This is a genomic window from Pseudomonas sp. NBRC 111130, assembly GCF_001320485.1.
In the GTDB taxonomy this organism is placed as follows: domain Bacteria; phylum Pseudomonadota; class Gammaproteobacteria; order Pseudomonadales; family Pseudomonadaceae; genus Aquipseudomonas; species Aquipseudomonas vlassakiae.
Window position 1 is genome coordinate 97,640 of the sequence record NZ_BCBG01000015.1, and the last position, 14,491, is coordinate 112,130.

Consider the following 14,491-nt stretch of genomic DNA (forward strand, 5'->3'; position numbering starts at 1 on the left):
TCTGGCCCGCCACAACTTTTTTTGCATGTTCAAAGAGAAACACCGTTGCGTCCCACTCGTAGCTTCAGTAATGCCCTGAATGGGCACAATTCGCGTTTCACCCACTCGATCGAACAGCCCACCCATCAACAGACGCGCGTGGGCTTTCTCTTGCTCGAGCACTTCTCGCTGTTGGCGTTCACTCAGGCCCTGGACACTCTGGTCACTGCCAATCTGATTCAGCCAGAAACCTGTGTGAGTACCACCTTCAGCTTGGACGGCCAGTCAGTAATCAGTGACCTGGGTATCGATATCTCTCCAGCAGCATTATTGGAGAAAAGCCTCAAGCTACCCTTGGATTTGCTGGTGATTTGCGGTGGCCTGCGTACCGCGCTTGTAGCTTCCGCTGACTTGAGCGCATGTCTGCAGGGCCTGGCAAGAAAGGGAGTTGCATTGGCCGGACTGTGGAACGGCGCCTGGTTCCTAGGGCAGTCGGGGTTGCTTGACGGCTACCGCTGCGCTGTTCATCCGGAGCACCGTGGGGCCGTAGCAGAAATCGCCCATCACAGTCACGTGAGCACAGACAGCTTCGTCGTCGACCGCGACCGCTTGAGCGCGGCGAGTCCTGCAGGCGCGTTCAACATGGTGCTTGAGTGGTTGGGGCAAAGAAGAGGCACGGCGTTGACCGATGGCGTTACCGCCATCCTGGCTTTCGAGGCGTCCCGCTACCGGCGCACTGTCCCGGCCCCCCACACCAACATCAGTGAGCCGCTACGTGAAGCGATCAGCCTGATGGCCGCGAACATCGAAGAACCCCTGAGCCAGGATCAGATAGCCGAATACGTAGGTCGCTCGAAGCGCCAGATCGGACGCTTGTTCCAGCATCAGCTGGGGACTACTCCCGTGCGCTACTATCTGGAGCTACGCATTACCGAAAGCCGACGGCTGCTGCAGTATTCCGACCTGCCTCTATTGGGCGTCGCCGTGGCATGCGGGTTCGTCTCTGCAAGCCACTTCAGCAAGTGCTATGCGTCGTTCTTCGGATACAGTCCTTCTAAAGAAAAACGCTTTGCCTGCGTGAAAAGCATGCAGCGCGAACCCAATTGACGAAGAGCCCGCGCGCAGACGTTCTGCAAACGGGCTTTCCATGTCACGCAGCTTCTGTCGTCGACAGCGGCATCACCTGCCCATGGCGCCGGCTGTTGATCACACCTATTACCAGGATCATCAGGGCCAAGCCGATGGTTAGCGATACCTCCAATCTATGTTGGGGCATCACTAACATCACACCCAAGGCGAAAATGATGAAGCCGATCACCCCATAAGTAAGCCAGGGGTAGAGCCACATCTTGAAGGCAATCGCTTGGTTCTGCTTCTCCAGCACGGCTCGCATGCGTAGCTGTGAGAAAGCGATAGCGAGGTATACCAGCAGAGCAATCGAACCCGAACTGGCCAACAGAAATGCAAACACTTCAGACGGTGCGAAGTAGTTGATGATAGTGGTCACCATGCCAATCAGAGTGCTGCCTATCACCGCAGCACGAGGTACACCGGCTGCTGAAGTGCGGCCTATGGCAGCCGGTGCATCTCCGCGCTTGGCAAGCGAGAACAACATGCGCGAAGCGATGTAGATGGATGAGTTCAGGCAGCTGGCCACCGCCACTAGCACCACAATGTCCACCAGCAGCTTGGCATGGGGAATGTTCATGATCTCCAAAGCCCGTTGATAGGAGCCATGAAGTGCCAGCAGCGGATCATTCCATGGCACCACCGATATGATGATGAAGATAGAAAGCAGGTAGAACACGCTTATCCGCCAGATCACCGAGCGTGTCGCCTTAGCGATATTTCGGGCGGGGTCGGCAGATTCGGAAGCGGCGATAGTGACCGCTTCGGTGCCGAGGTAGCTGAACATGGTGGTGAGCAAGGCACCAATGATGGCCGTCCAGCCATTAGGCATGAAACCACCATGGGCGCTCATCAGGCTTGCCAGACCGCTGACCTCGCGTGCCGGCAGTGCCCCTGCCAAAGCGAATCCGCCAAGTGCGATGAACGCGACGATCGCGATCACCTTGAGCATTGCGAACCAGAATTCGAACTCACCGTACTTGGCCACGCTGAACAGGTTTGTGGCGGTGAGTAGCACTGTCATCGACAACGCGAAGCACCAGGGTTGAACCCCGGGAAACCAGTTGTTGAGCACGACGCCGGCAGCAATCGCCTCGATCGGAATCACCAGCACCCAGAACCACCAGTACAGCCAGCCAATGGTGAAACCGGCCCAGCGCCCGATTGCACGATCTGCATAAGTGGAAAAGGAACCGGTGTCAGGACTCGCCACCGCCATCTCGCCCAGCATGCGCATTACCAGCACTACGAGAGCGCCAGCAAGCGCATAGGCGATTATCGCTGCCGGACCTGCCGCAGCGATCGCTTGTCCGGAACCTACGAATAAACCCGCGCCGATCACACCGGCAATCGACAACATAGTCACATGTCGAGGCTTGAATCCCTGCGCCAACTGATCGCTGGCTTTCCCAGACGTCGTCATAGTCATTATGGTCCCTGCTTTTGCTCTTGTTATGGGTAGGGTGCAGTGCCAGGGCACGTCACCGCTTAACCACAGAGAGCGAAAACAGGGCTCAATTGACTGATGCAGACACTAAATGGAGTGAGCCGGACATATCCCGGGCTACAAAGCGTCAGTGAGATGATGGTTTGCAGCGGGCGCTCAGTACAGTGGCCAGCACCACCAGCGCCGCCCCGGCACCCATGCGCAGTGAATTGGCCGGTCCATGGCTGAAGGGGGCTGGGTTGGGCGAGGGGCAGTGATCGCAGGAGCGGATGAGAGGGTCCTCACTGGCTCCTGCGACAGTCTTATTTATTCTGCGACAGTTTTAATTCTCTAAATCCATCGTCTTGTTGCCGATTAATAAACTTTGTCACAAAGTCTCTTGCATTTCGCGGCCTAGCGAGGAGGCTGCTTCTAGGGAAGCAAAAATAAAGGTTGTCACAAAGCATAATTTTTCAAAATTTCTCGGGCTTTTTCGTTTAATAAAGGTTGTCACAACAATAAAGGTTGTCACAGCCAAGGTTCAGCCAGAGAAAAATTACAGGAAGGACCCCGTGCTAAAACCCCAAAAAAATTATGATGGTATCTTTTAGGGGCGTGGTAACCGGTGCGAGCGCACCTGGCTGGGAGGCCCCTACAAATCGTTGGGTTGGGCATGGATTTCTCTGAGCTACATCTGGAGGGGTTGCTGCTTTTCCGAGCGCAGACGCGCCAACCAGACTGACTGTTTTCCGCTACCAGGCAGGTTTAAAACCGTCCAAGGATACGCCTGTATCCTCACTCATGAAGTCGCTCAATCATGACGGGTCAACCCAGGGCTCGCCATCTTCCGGGCGCCGCAGGACTCAGTGAAGTTCGTGGAGGCGAGTTCCCTGAGGTGACACCGAGTTCATGTCGCCAAGCTCCTTCACCATATAAACCGCAGACGTCGGGCAGAGGCTGTTGAATTCCTCCGAACTGGAAATTTCCTTTGGGGCTTGGGATCGGTTTCTCTGCTCATATCCCCGAGCCTCGAAGAAGTCGGGTGCTGTGGTGGTCAGCAGATGAAGGCTTTGGGCTCCGTCAGCTCCCGCTATTCGCTCAAGTGCTCTGAGCAGCAGCGTACCGATCCCTGACTTTCGCTGGGCCGGTACGACAACCAGTGAGCGAATAAGACGAGTCCGACCGCTTCCTTCAATGCCCCCGTATCCCAGCTCCGTTTCTCCCCGGTGAAAGGAATAGAACATTCGACCGGGCTGCAAAAGGTCTTGGGTCGGCAAGCCCGCAGCAGTCAGATGCGCAGCTAGGCCTAGGATTTGATCGGTACCAAGCAATCGGACAGAGATATCAGACTGGTTCATTGGCGACTCTGGGGGTGGTATCGACGCCCAGTATAGGACCCAGAGCGCGGGCTTTTTCCAGTTTTATGACGTCCCGTAACGCGAGGCGATTGTAAATATCTGCTTTACCGCATATTCGAATAGTCATATATTCGTATTTCCAGATATTGGCCGTACACGCATTCCCCAGGAGGTCCCATGCGGGAAACACTAACTCCCCCCATCGTTTTCAAATGCCTGGCTGATGACACCCGGGCCCGTATGACCCTGCTGATCGCCCGTGAAGGCGAACTCTGTGTCTGCGAACTTACCCACGCGCTGGAGTTGAGCCAGCCGAAGATCTCCCGGCATCTGGCCCAGTTGCGCGAGGCTGGAATCCTGATGGATCGCCGCAAGGGTCAGTGGGTGTACTACCGACTGCACCCCGAACTGCCGCAGTGGGTTGACGCGATGCTGAAGGGAGTGGTCGATGCCAACCAGGAATGGTTGAGCCCCGATGCATTGCGCCTTGCCGAAATGGGCGAGCGGCCGCAGAGCCCTGTTGCTTGTGCTTGAGACTTCCCTTCACTGATTGAGTTGTAGTCATGCTGATCGCATTTTTGATTTTCCTGGTGACGATCGTTTTCGTCATCTGGCAGCCCAAAGGCCTGGGCGTGGGCTGGAGCGCCGCACTGGGGGCCGTCGTGGCGCTGCTGGCGGGCGTCGTGAGCCTGTCCGATATCCCCGTGGTCTGGCAGATCGTTTGGAACGCTACCGCCACTTTCATTGCCGTCATCATCATCAGCCTGCTGCTGGATGAGGCGGGGTTCTTCGAGTGGGCGGCATTGCACGTGGCCCGCTGGGGCAATGGCAGCAGCCGCAAGCTGTTCGCCTTCATCATCCTGCTGGGCGCCGCCGTCTCGGCGCTGTTCGCTAACGACGGTGCGGCACTGATCCTGACCCCGATCGTCATCGCCATGCTGCTGGCCCTGCGCTTCTCCCCGGCGGCGACGCTGGCATTCGTCATGGCGGCGGGCTTCATCGCCGATACCGCGAGCTTGCCGCTGGTGGTGTCCAACCTGGTGAACATCGTTTCCGCCGACTACTTTGGCATTGGCTTCAGCGAGTACGCCTCGGTCATGGTGCCGGTGAACCTGGTCAGCATCGCCGCCACTCTTGGAATGCTGCTGTGGTTCTTCCGCAAGGACCTGCCGCGTACCTATGAACTCGACCAACTGAAGGCTCCCGAGGCCGCTATCCGCGACAAGGCGACGTTCGTTGCCGGCTGGTGGGTGCTTGCGCTGTTGCTGGTCGGCTTCTTCGCCATCGAGCCGCTGGGCGTTCCGATCAGCGCCATCGCTGCTGCCTGTGCGCTGATCCTCTACCTGATCGCCGCGCGCGGGCACGTGATTTCTACCCGCAAGGTGCTCAAGGACGCGCCTTGGCAGGTCGTGGTGTTCTCGCTTGGCATGTACCTCGTGGTCTATGGCCTGCGTAACGCCGGCCTCACCGACTACCTGACGCAGATCCTCAATGTTTTCGCCGGCTACGGGATCTGGGGCGCATCCCTCGGGACGGGGCTGCTCGCCGCTGGCCTGTCGTCGGTCATGAACAACATGCCCACTGTGCTGGTAGGCGCCCTGTCGATCCATTCCGCCGAGGCCACCGGCATCGTGCGCGAGGCCATGATCTACGCCAACGTCATCGGCTGTGACCTTGGTCCGAAAATCACCCCAATCGGCAGCCTGGCCACCTTGCTGTGGCTGCACGTGCTGGCCCGCAAGAACATCGTCATCACCTGGGGTTACTACTTCCGCACCGGCATCGTTCTGACGCTGCCGATCCTGCTTGCCACCTTGGCCGCATTGGCCATCCGCCTGAGCTTTTGAACCGGAGATACCTGATGAAAGTCTTGTTCATGTGCACCCACAACAGCTGCCGCAGCATCCTGTCCGAGGCGCTGTTCAATCACCTGGCCCCCGAGGGTATGGAAGCTGTGAGTTCTGGCAGCTTCCCAAGCGGCAAGGTCAATGAGCGGGCACTGAAAACCTTGGAAGCCGCCGGTATCCCCACCGCTGGTCTTTCAAGCAAGGCCTCGGACGCCTTCGAAAGTTCTCCCCCCGACATCGTTGTCACCGTGTGCGACCGCGCTGCCGGCGAAGCTTGCCCGATCTTCTTCGGTCCATCGCTCAAAGCCCACTGGGGCTTGGCCGACCCTTCGGCGGTCACCGGGAGTGAGGCAGAAATCGAAGAAGCCTTCCAAACCACACTTGCGAAGATCGATGAGCGCGTGCGCGCCTTCATTGCGCTGCCTCTCTCGCAACTGAGCCAGGACCAACTGAAAGCCGAACTTGCCCGCATCGGCGCGCTGTAGGCCCTGGATCAATGGAGACCGAAATGAACGACCACCTGCCAAATGTCCAACCAGAACTGATTGATCTGCCGTCGCTGGAGCGGCTGGCGCCGAAGGATCCTTCCACACACAAACCGCGCATCCTGCTGCTGTACGGATCGACCCGCGAACGCTCATTCAGCCGCTTGATGGTTCAGGAAGCTGCGCGCCTGCTGGAAGAGTTCGGCGCCGAAACCCGTATTTTCGACCCTTCCGGCCTGCCACTGCCGGATGACGCTCCGGACACCCACGAGAAGGTGCTGGAACTCCGCGAGCTGATGCAGTGGTCCGAAGGCCAGGTGTGGTGCTCGCCCGAGCGTCACGGCTCAATGAGTGCTGTCTTCAAGGCGCAGATCGATTGGGTACCGCTGGCCATGGGCGCCGTTCGCCCAACCCAGGGCAAGACCCTCGCCGTGATGCAGGTGTGTGGAGGCTCGCAGTCTTTTAACGTGGTGAACCAATTGCGCGTGCTTGGCCGCTGGATGCGTATGTTTACCATCCCGAACCAGTCGTCGGTGCCGAAAGCCTTCCTGGAGTTCGATGAAGCCGGGCGCATGAAGCCGTCTTCTTTCTACGATCGACTGGTCGACGTGATGGAGGAACTGACCAAGTTCACGCTCCTGCTGCGTGATCGCCAGGATTATTTGGTAGACCGCTACTCCGAGCGCAAAGAGTCGGCGGAAGAACTATCCAAGCGAGTCAATATTCGGTCTATCTGAGGTCATGAGCATGTCGCATCCTTACTCATTGAAATCGTTGCCCCATGCTCCGGGTGTGCTGATTTTTACGCCTTGTCCGGGCACCCAGACCAGCGGTCTCGCTGAAAGCCTGGATACGCTCAAGAAGGCCGGTGCCGTGGCGCTGGTTACGCTGATGTCGGACGCAGAGCTTCAGGAAAACGGAGTTGCCCAGCTTGGCGTCGCGGCCAAGCAGCATGGGTTGGAGTGGTACCAACTGCCGATCAAGGATGATCATGCTCCGGATAAAAACTTCGAGGTCGGGCTGGGAGAGATCCGCCACCAGTTGAACGCTTTGCTCGCATCCAACAAGGCCCTGGCCATCCACTGCAAGGGCGGCTCCGGCCGCACCGGGCTGTTCGCTGCCCGTCTGCTGATCGAGTCCGGAATGCCGCGCCGCGTGGCGATTGCATGGGTGCAGGATCTTCGCCCACGGGCGATTCAGAAGCCTGCGCACATCAACTACATCAACCAGTTCGGCGAAGACTGAGCGCTCCAGCCAGAAAGGAGAAACCATGGTCACCGAAGGCGAACTACTCGATGTCATCGTGATTGGCGGCGGGCAGTCCGCGCTGACGGTGGCTTATTTTCTCAAGCGAGCCAAGCTGTCGTTCCTGTTGCTCGATGCCGAAGCGGCTGCGGGCGGGGCTTGGCGCCATGGCTGGGACTCGCTGACGCTGTTCTCGCCCTCCGCTTGGAGCTCCATCGCGGGCTGGCCGATGCCGCCAGTCACCGAAGGTAATCCTGATAGGGATCACGTGGTCAGCTACCTGGAGCAGTACGAGGCGCGCTACGGGTTTCCTATCGTTCGCCCCGTCAGCATCACGGCGGTGGAGCGGACCGCACGTGCTCTTCGTGTGCGCTCGAAGGACCGCGACTGGGAGGCTCGTGCCGTCATCAGCGCAACGGGGACCTGGAGCAACCCCTATGTTCCGGCCTATCCGGGGATAAAGCTGTTCCAGGGGCAGCAGATTCACTCCGCCCAGTACCAGTCACCAGAGGCTTTCCAAGGAAAACGCGTGCTGGTCGTTGGTGGTGGCAACTCGGGGGCGCAAATCTACGCGGAGCTGTCCGAGATCGCCGACGCAACGTGGGTAACCACGGAGGAACCGGCGTTTCTGCCTGATGACGTGGATGGCCGGGTGCTGTTCGAACGGGCTACCGAGCGCCTCAAGGCTCAACAGGAGGGCCGTGTTATCGACGCACAGGTCGGTGGGCTTGGTGATATCGTCATGGTGCCCTCAGTAGTCCGGGCTCGCGAGCGCGGGGCCCTTCGTGCTGTAAGGCCTTTCACCTCATTCACGTCGGATGGGGTCGTCTGGCCCAACGGTGAGAAAACCCAGGTCGATGCGGTGGTCTGGTGTACTGGATTCCGGCCGGCGCTGGATCACCTTAAGGCACTGGACGTGCTGGATGACTACGGAAAGGTCGAGGTTGATGGGGGGCGTTCTATTCGCGAGCCGCGCCTCTGGCTGGTCGGATATGGCGACTGGACCGGCCTGGCCTCGGCGACGTTGATCGGCGTCACCCGTACCGCGCGCAGCACGGTCAACGAAGTAGTTGAACATCTGAACAGCTTGGAGCAGCCGGATGCATAGCGGAATCGATATTCGTGTCGCCAGACCAGAGGATGCAGAAGAGATCCAGATCATCTACGCGCCCATCGTGCTCAACACGGCTATCTCATTCGAAGAGGCAGTGCCTAGCGTGGAGCAAATGCGTGAGCGGATCTCCACGACGCTGCGAACCTACCCGTATCTGGTGGCTGTGCGAGAAGGACGAGTAGTCGGCTATGCCTACGCCAGTCAGCACCGCGCGCGTGCGGCGTACCGGTGGGCGGTGGATGTGACGGTGTATGTCGCTGAAGGGCAACGCCGCAGCGGGATTGCTCGCCAACTCTATGACGTGCTGCTGCCGGTTCTGAAGCGTCTGGGATATCGCTCGGCGTATGCCGGCATCGCCTTGCCGAATGAAGGCAGCGTCGGGCTGCACGAGCGACTCGGCTTCCAGCACATCGGTACGTTTCCACAGGTCGGATTCAAGCTCGGTGCTTGGCATGATGTGGGGTATTGGCGGTTTGACTTCGGTTACGAAGGCCTTCCCCCTAAGGCTCCAGTAAGCTTCATAACCTATCGAAGCATCAAAGGTGCGCCATTCAACGAAAGATAGCGTAGCTGCGCTTGACCCTCTACCCGCTATAGGGTTTGTAATCGTCTATGAGAACCTCAAGTAGGATGCAAACCATGAGCGGTTGTACTTGCAGCTGTGGGCCCGACTCAGTCAACGCTGGAGCAGCAGCAGCGCCTTCGAACGACGAAACCTGGGTTAGCACTTTTTCAGTGCCTGAGATGGATTGCATTTCCGAAGAAGGGATCATTCGAATGGCACTGAGTGACCTACCTGGGCTCAACTCGTTGTCCTTTGATTTGATGAACAGGCGGGTGCACGTTTTCCATCACGGGTCGGTTGATCAGATTGCTGCAAAGCTGGGCTCGCTTGGAATGGCTGCACAACTGATTGATACACACCCGGCCAGCGAAGAGCCCGCTTCTGACATCTGTGCCACTGAGGAGCTAGACGCCAAGAGGGAGGCCAAGACCCTAAAGAGCTTATTGGCTATCAATGCCGCTATGTTTTTGACTGAAATGATCGCTGGCTTGGTAGCTCATTCAGCAGGGCTCATAGCCGACTCGCTAGACATGTTCGCCGATGCAGCCGTCTATGGCCTGGCTCTCTACGCCGTGGGCCACAGCGCTCGGTTGCAGGTGCGTGCTGCACACATGGCTGGTTTTTTTCAAATCGTACTCGCCCTAGGCGTTATTGGAGAGGTTGGTAGGCGGTTCCTTTACGGCAGTGAACCCGAGTCGATGTTGATGGTGGGGTTTGGCTTAGCTGCAATGGCTGCCAACGTCATTTGCCTCATTCTGATCCATCGTCACCGCGGAGGTGGCGCCCACATGAAAGCGAGTTGGATTTTTTCAGCGAATGATGTGCTCGCGAATATTGGCGTAATCGCAGCAGGGGCATTGGTTGCTTGGACAGGTTCTTCCTATCCAGATTTGGTCATTGGCACACTCGTAGGCCTCATCGTGCTAAACGGTGCACGCCGCATCCTGGCCTTGAGAGCTGACTAACCGGATCACGGCAGCTTGAAACTAAAATATTGCTCACTATGGTTTTATTATGAAATTTCGGACGACTCCTTGGCTTGCAGGTTTATTTGTTGCCCTGACCATGAGCTCCAGTTTTGCGGGCCCAAACCCACCCAAAATCTTTGGCTGGGTAGAGGAAGGGCTCATTCAGCCGGAAAATATCGCAGTCAAAATCAAGCTGGATACCGGTGCCTTGACGTCGTCTATGGACGCCAAGGACTTAGAACATTATGAAAAGGACGGAGATAAATGGGTGCGCTTCAATGTCGAGGTAAAAGACAGCAAATCCGGTAAGCTGACGAACTCTCCATTTGAACGCAAGATAATCCGTAGCGTTAAAGTACGTGGTGCAGGTGGTGCTGAAACTAGGCCGGTTGTGACGATGCGGATGTGTATTGGAACTCGAATGTACGAAGAGGAGTTTTCGCTTAAGGATCGCGGAAAAATGAACTATCCAGTTCTGATTGGTCGTCGCACGCTGCAAAATTTAGGTGCGGTAGATGCCTCGCGGACATTCACTATGGAACCGCGTTGTATTAAAAACTGAGGTGAGTGTGCGCACTGCTAAATCGAGTTTTCCAACACTATTATTTAATAAGTTTTCTATCATTTTAGTCTGCGTAGCATCACTTTCGGTGATTATTTTTAAAATATGCGATCCTGATGACCAGATAGATTGGCCTGTCGGCTGGAAGAGCTCTGTACTTTCGAGCCCGATAGATACACAGGGGAAGCCTATCGGCTCACGCCAGAGAGCTATTTTGGAAGACAAAGATGGCAAACAAGTCGCTGCGATGGAAATCACTCGTGTAACGCTTAACGAGCATATCGTGAACATCGAAAACGTCATCGTGATAATGCGTAAAGCGCTCCAACAACACTACTCGGGGCTGGGGCTTCTGGCGACTTGCAGCAGACCGACATCAGTGCAAGTCGGTGACCTGAGTGGGTTGCAGACAACCTGTCTCATGATGGCCAGCGGCAAAAAGGTCCTCAAACACACCTTGGTAACAGCTGTTGGGGGGCAGGCCAGCTATTCACTGGAGTACGCGGCCGTCCCTGAAGTTTTCTCTGATCATTTGGATGAATTTTCGAGTTTGCTTAGGTCACTGAATTCAGACTGATAAACGTGTGCGAGGTCTATGTACGTCGCTGTGTCGACCAGCTTCACAAGCGCTGTATAGCACCGGAGCAAAATGGCATGGATGTGTACACTGCTGATTAAGGTCGTGAGCGACATCATCAGCAGTGTACGCAACCTATTACCCCACATTCTGCGTAACGTCGCGTGCGATTACGTCCGATCCACCTCAGACGCTGGCCTCACAGGTCTCACTAAACTTACTACCACCATCAGCAGCGCACCCCCGACGATGGCGATGTCTGCCAAGTTGAACGCTGGCCAATGCCAGCCTTGGTAATGGAAATCGAGGTAATCCACAACATACCCACGGACAGATCTGTCGAGAAGATTTCCTATTGCCCCCCCCAAGATGAGGCTGTAACTCAACGCTTCCCACAACGGACGTGCTCGACGAAGCATCATGGTCAGTGTCACGGCAACACCCAGGGCAATGGCAATGAAGAAGTAACGTTGCCAACCGCCAGCATCCGCCAAAAAGCTAAATGCCGCCCCCGTATTGCGGGCGTGCACTAAGCTGAAAAATGGCGCTACGGTGATCGAGTTACCTAACACAAACAATTGTTCAATGGCGTACTTGAGCCCTTGATCGAGCATTGCCAAGGCGGCTGCGATTCCCCAAAACAACCAACACCTTGTAGTATTAGTATCCTTGCCAGTGCTCATTGTCTATTTCGTCCTGGAAGTTTCATCTTCTCTAAGATTGGCCGCAACAGAGAACCGCTATCTCGGCCCTGCTCAGCGCCCCACCGGAAATGTTGTAGCTTGATCTTCATCCGCCCTTACTTGCGCAGTAGACGCAGGCCGTTCAGGACAACCAACAGACTTACTCCCATGTCGGCGAACACTGCCATCCACATAGTGGCGTGCCCCAACAGCGTTACCACCAAAAAGATGGCTTTGATCCCAAGGGCAAGGCCGATGTTTTGAGTGAGCACAGCAGCAGTTTGGCGGGAAAGACGAATGAAGGCCGGTATTTTACGCAGATCATCATCCATGATCGCGACATCGGCCGTTTCGATTGCTGTATCAGTACCGGCAGCCCCCATAGCGAAGCCCACATTGGCTCGTGCGAGCGCCGGCGCATCATTGATGCCATCGCCGACCATCCCTACGGTCGCTTTTTTATTGATCAGGGCTTCGATTGCGTTCAGTTTATCAGACGGGAGCAGACTACCCTTGGCCTCATCAATACCAACCTGGGACGCAATGGCCTCGGCTGTATGCGGATTATCACCCGTCAACATCAAGGTTTTCACGCCCAACTCATGAAGTTCTTTGATCGCGGCTCGACTGGTGTCTTTCACTGTATCGGCTACCGCGAACAACGCCAGTGCCTGTGTCTCATCTGACAGAATGACGACGGTTTTGCCTTGGCGTTCTAGGTGGTCAAGCGTGGCTTCGATTGTCGGGGAGCAAAAACCCAGTTCTTCTAAAAGCCGATGATTGCCGAGGTGATAGCGGTGTCCATCAATAGCACCTCGCACGCCACGGCCCAGTAAGGCTTCAAAATCGTCAACGTTCAATATGGAAACGGATTGCTCAATCGCCTGTGTGGCTATGGCCTGCGATACCGGATGGTCAGAACGATCTGCAAGACTTGCAGCGAAAGTGCGAAAATCCTTAGATAGTCCATCGGTCAGAGGCATGTAGTCAGTTTGCACTGGCTTACCATGGGTGATTGTCCCAGTCTTGTCTAAGGCTAGGTGGGTGATCATGCGACCGCTTTCCAGATACACCCCTCCCTTAATCAGAATACCTTTGCGAGCAGCTGAGGCAAGGCCGCTAACGATGGAGACAGGAGTCGAGATGACCAGCGCACAGGGACAGGCCACTACCAGCAAAACCAGGGCACGATAGATCCACTCGAACCACTCACCTCCCATCAACAATGGGGGCAGAATCGCTACCGCTAATGAGAATGCGAACACGGCTGGCGTATAGATACGGGCGAATTGATCTACAAAACGCTGAGTCGGTGCACGTGCACCTTGTGCTTCTTCTACCGCATGGATGATTCTGGCCAGAGTGGAATGGCTGGCTTCTGCTGTGACCCGATACTCAAGTTCCCCGGCCTGATTGATAGTACCGGCGAACACGGGATCACCGATGGTTTTTTCCACAGGTAGACTTTCGCCAGTAATGGGTGCTTGGTTGATGGTCGAGTTCCCTCGGACAACCTCTCCATCAAGACTGATGCGTTCGCCTGGGCGCGCCCTGACCGTGCTGTCGATCGGCACATTAGCGACATCCGTCTCTATCCAACTGCCATCGGCTTGCTGGACAGTTGCCTTTTCAGGCGCCAAGTCCATTAAGCCGCGAATGGCATTGCGGGCTCGATCGAGAGACTTTGCTTCTATTAGCTCGGCGACTGCAAACAGGAACATAACCATGGCCGCTTCGGGCCACTGTCCGATCAAAATTGCGCCCGTAACCGCAATACTCATTAGGGCGTTGATATTGAGGTTACGGTTCTTGAGGGCGATCCAGCCTTTTTTGTAGATGGCCAGACCGCAAAGGAGCACCGCGGCAACGGAGATCAGGGCTACTACCCATTCTGGTACTGCTTGGCTGAAATGCAAAATCTCCGCCGACACCGCTGCTATACCAGACAGCCCAAGACGCCACCAATGACTCTTGACTGGTGGTTGGGCTTCAATCGAAGCTTTGGCTTCTACCTGGGATTGAGGAGTGAAGCCGAGTTCTCTGATTGCACTCAAAGCCGCCTCAAGCGCGTTAGGCTCATGACTAATAGTGAGAGTGCGCTGCAACAGATTGAAGTGTAGCGCTGCGATGCCTGGCATTCCCGATAGCTTGTCGGTTATCAACCGCTCCTCGGTGGGGCAGTCCATCTGAGCAATATTTACTCGCGTACTTACTGTGGCCTCGAAGCGAACCGCCCGCATGCCCACAGACGCGATAGCATCAACGATGGTCTGCGCCGATAGTGGTGCGTGCCACACACCGAGAGTGCGGCTCATCAGATTGAATTGCAGTTTCAGCACCTCCGGGATCTGCTCCAGCTTATTCCGGATGAGAGCTTCCTCAGTGGGACAGTCCATCTGCTCGATGCGGAAGGTGCTCAGTTGACCGGACGGTTCGGCAGGAGCTGAGCACGCGGCCTTGCAACAGCTCGTGGTAGACGTGCTGCTTGCGGGGCTCGCTTTGGGAGTATCGTCGCAACAATTTACCATTTGGATTCTCCTATGCAGGTGTATAG

The 14,491-nt window shown here is 56.4% G+C and carries 15 protein-coding genes; 11 read left to right on the plus strand and 4 right to left on the minus strand.

The window, feature by feature from the left end; all coding sequences use genetic code 11:
- Positions 1-45 precede the first annotated feature (45 nt).
- Positions 46-1,086 (plus strand): GlxA family transcriptional regulator, encoded by a 1,041-nt coding sequence (locus APH33_RS09065; RefSeq protein WP_054884809.1) that lies wholly within the window; start codon positions 46-48, stop codon positions 1,084-1,086.
- Between the two features lie 43 nt (positions 1,087-1,129).
- Here APH33_RS09065 and gabP read toward each other — a convergent pair whose 3' ends face one another.
- Both gabP and arsN2 read right to left on the minus strand, forming a co-directional pair.
- Positions 1,130-2,536 (minus strand): GABA permease, encoded by a 1,407-nt coding sequence (gene gabP / locus APH33_RS09070; RefSeq protein ID WP_054884810.1) that lies wholly within the window; start codon positions 2,534-2,536, stop codon positions 1,130-1,132.
- An 860-nt stretch (positions 2,537-3,396) separates the two neighbouring features.
- On the minus strand, positions 3,397-3,891 hold the full coding sequence (arsN2, locus tag APH33_RS27935) for an arsenic resistance N-acetyltransferase ArsN2 (RefSeq protein WP_054884811.1): 495 nt from the start codon (positions 3,889-3,891) through the stop codon (positions 3,397-3,399).
- Positions 3,892-4,068: 177 nt separating this feature from the next.
- Between arsN2 and APH33_RS09080 the strand changes: the two genes are divergently transcribed.
- The 10 genes from APH33_RS09080 to APH33_RS27185 all read left to right on the plus strand — a co-directional run bounded on the left by APH33_RS09080 (position 4,069) and on the right by APH33_RS27185 (position 11,254).
- Positions 4,069-4,425, plus strand: coding sequence for a metalloregulator ArsR/SmtB family transcription factor (locus APH33_RS09080; protein ID WP_049695271.1), 357 nt, complete (start codon positions 4,069-4,071; stop codon positions 4,423-4,425).
- Between the two features lie 29 nt (positions 4,426-4,454).
- Complete coding sequence (locus APH33_RS09085) at positions 4,455-5,738, plus strand: arsenic transporter (protein WP_054884812.1); 1,284 nt, start codon at positions 4,455-4,457, stop codon at positions 5,736-5,738.
- Between the two features lie 14 nt (positions 5,739-5,752).
- Positions 5,753-6,223 (plus strand): arsenate reductase ArsC, encoded by a 471-nt coding sequence (locus tag APH33_RS09090; RefSeq protein ID WP_054884813.1) that lies wholly within the window; start codon positions 5,753-5,755, stop codon positions 6,221-6,223.
- A gap of 23 nt (positions 6,224-6,246) precedes the next feature.
- On the plus strand, positions 6,247-6,960 hold the full coding sequence (gene arsH, locus APH33_RS09095; protein ID WP_054884814.1) for an arsenical resistance protein ArsH: 714 nt from the start codon (positions 6,247-6,249) through the stop codon (positions 6,958-6,960).
- 4 nt (positions 6,961-6,964) lie between these two features.
- On the plus strand, positions 6,965-7,468 hold the full coding sequence (locus APH33_RS09100; RefSeq protein WP_082433511.1) for a dual specificity protein phosphatase family protein: 504 nt from the start codon (positions 6,965-6,967) through the stop codon (positions 7,466-7,468).
- 25 nt (positions 7,469-7,493) lie between these two features.
- Positions 7,494-8,576 carry an ArsO family NAD(P)H-dependent flavin-containing monooxygenase gene (locus tag APH33_RS09105; RefSeq protein ID WP_054884815.1) on the plus strand — a complete coding sequence of 361 codons (1,083 nt, stop codon included), beginning with the start codon at positions 7,494-7,496 and terminating at the stop codon, positions 8,574-8,576.
- Positions 8,569-9,147: an arsinothricin resistance N-acetyltransferase ArsN1 family B gene (locus APH33_RS09110; RefSeq protein WP_054884816.1), complete on the plus strand. Its 579-nt coding sequence runs from the start codon at positions 8,569-8,571 to the stop codon at positions 9,145-9,147. Before APH33_RS09105 ends, APH33_RS09110 begins: the two co-directional genes overlap by 8 nt.
- Before the next feature lie 74 nt (positions 9,148-9,221).
- Positions 9,222-10,112: a cation transporter gene (locus APH33_RS09115; RefSeq protein WP_082433513.1), complete on the plus strand. Its 891-nt coding sequence runs from the start codon at positions 9,222-9,224 to the stop codon at positions 10,110-10,112.
- Between the two features lie 49 nt (positions 10,113-10,161).
- Positions 10,162-10,677 (plus strand): ATP-dependent zinc protease, encoded by a 516-nt coding sequence (locus tag APH33_RS26495; RefSeq protein WP_082433515.1) that lies wholly within the window; start codon positions 10,162-10,164, stop codon positions 10,675-10,677.
- Between the two features lie 7 nt (positions 10,678-10,684).
- On the plus strand, positions 10,685-11,254 hold the full coding sequence (locus APH33_RS27185) for a DUF4946 domain-containing protein (RefSeq protein ID WP_158238191.1): 570 nt from the start codon (positions 10,685-10,687) through the stop codon (positions 11,252-11,254).
- Between the two features lie 170 nt (positions 11,255-11,424).
- Here APH33_RS27185 and lspA read toward each other — a convergent pair whose 3' ends face one another.
- Together lspA and APH33_RS09130 are read right to left on the minus strand one after the other, a co-directional pair.
- Positions 11,425-11,937: a signal peptidase II gene (lspA, locus tag APH33_RS09125; RefSeq protein WP_054884818.1), complete on the minus strand. Its 513-nt coding sequence runs from the start codon at positions 11,935-11,937 to the stop codon at positions 11,425-11,427.
- Between the two features lie 116 nt (positions 11,938-12,053).
- Complete coding sequence (locus tag APH33_RS09130) at positions 12,054-14,465, minus strand: heavy metal translocating P-type ATPase (protein ID WP_371263242.1); 2,412 nt, start codon at positions 14,463-14,465, stop codon at positions 12,054-12,056.
- Between the last annotated feature and the right edge of the window lie 26 nt (positions 14,466-14,491).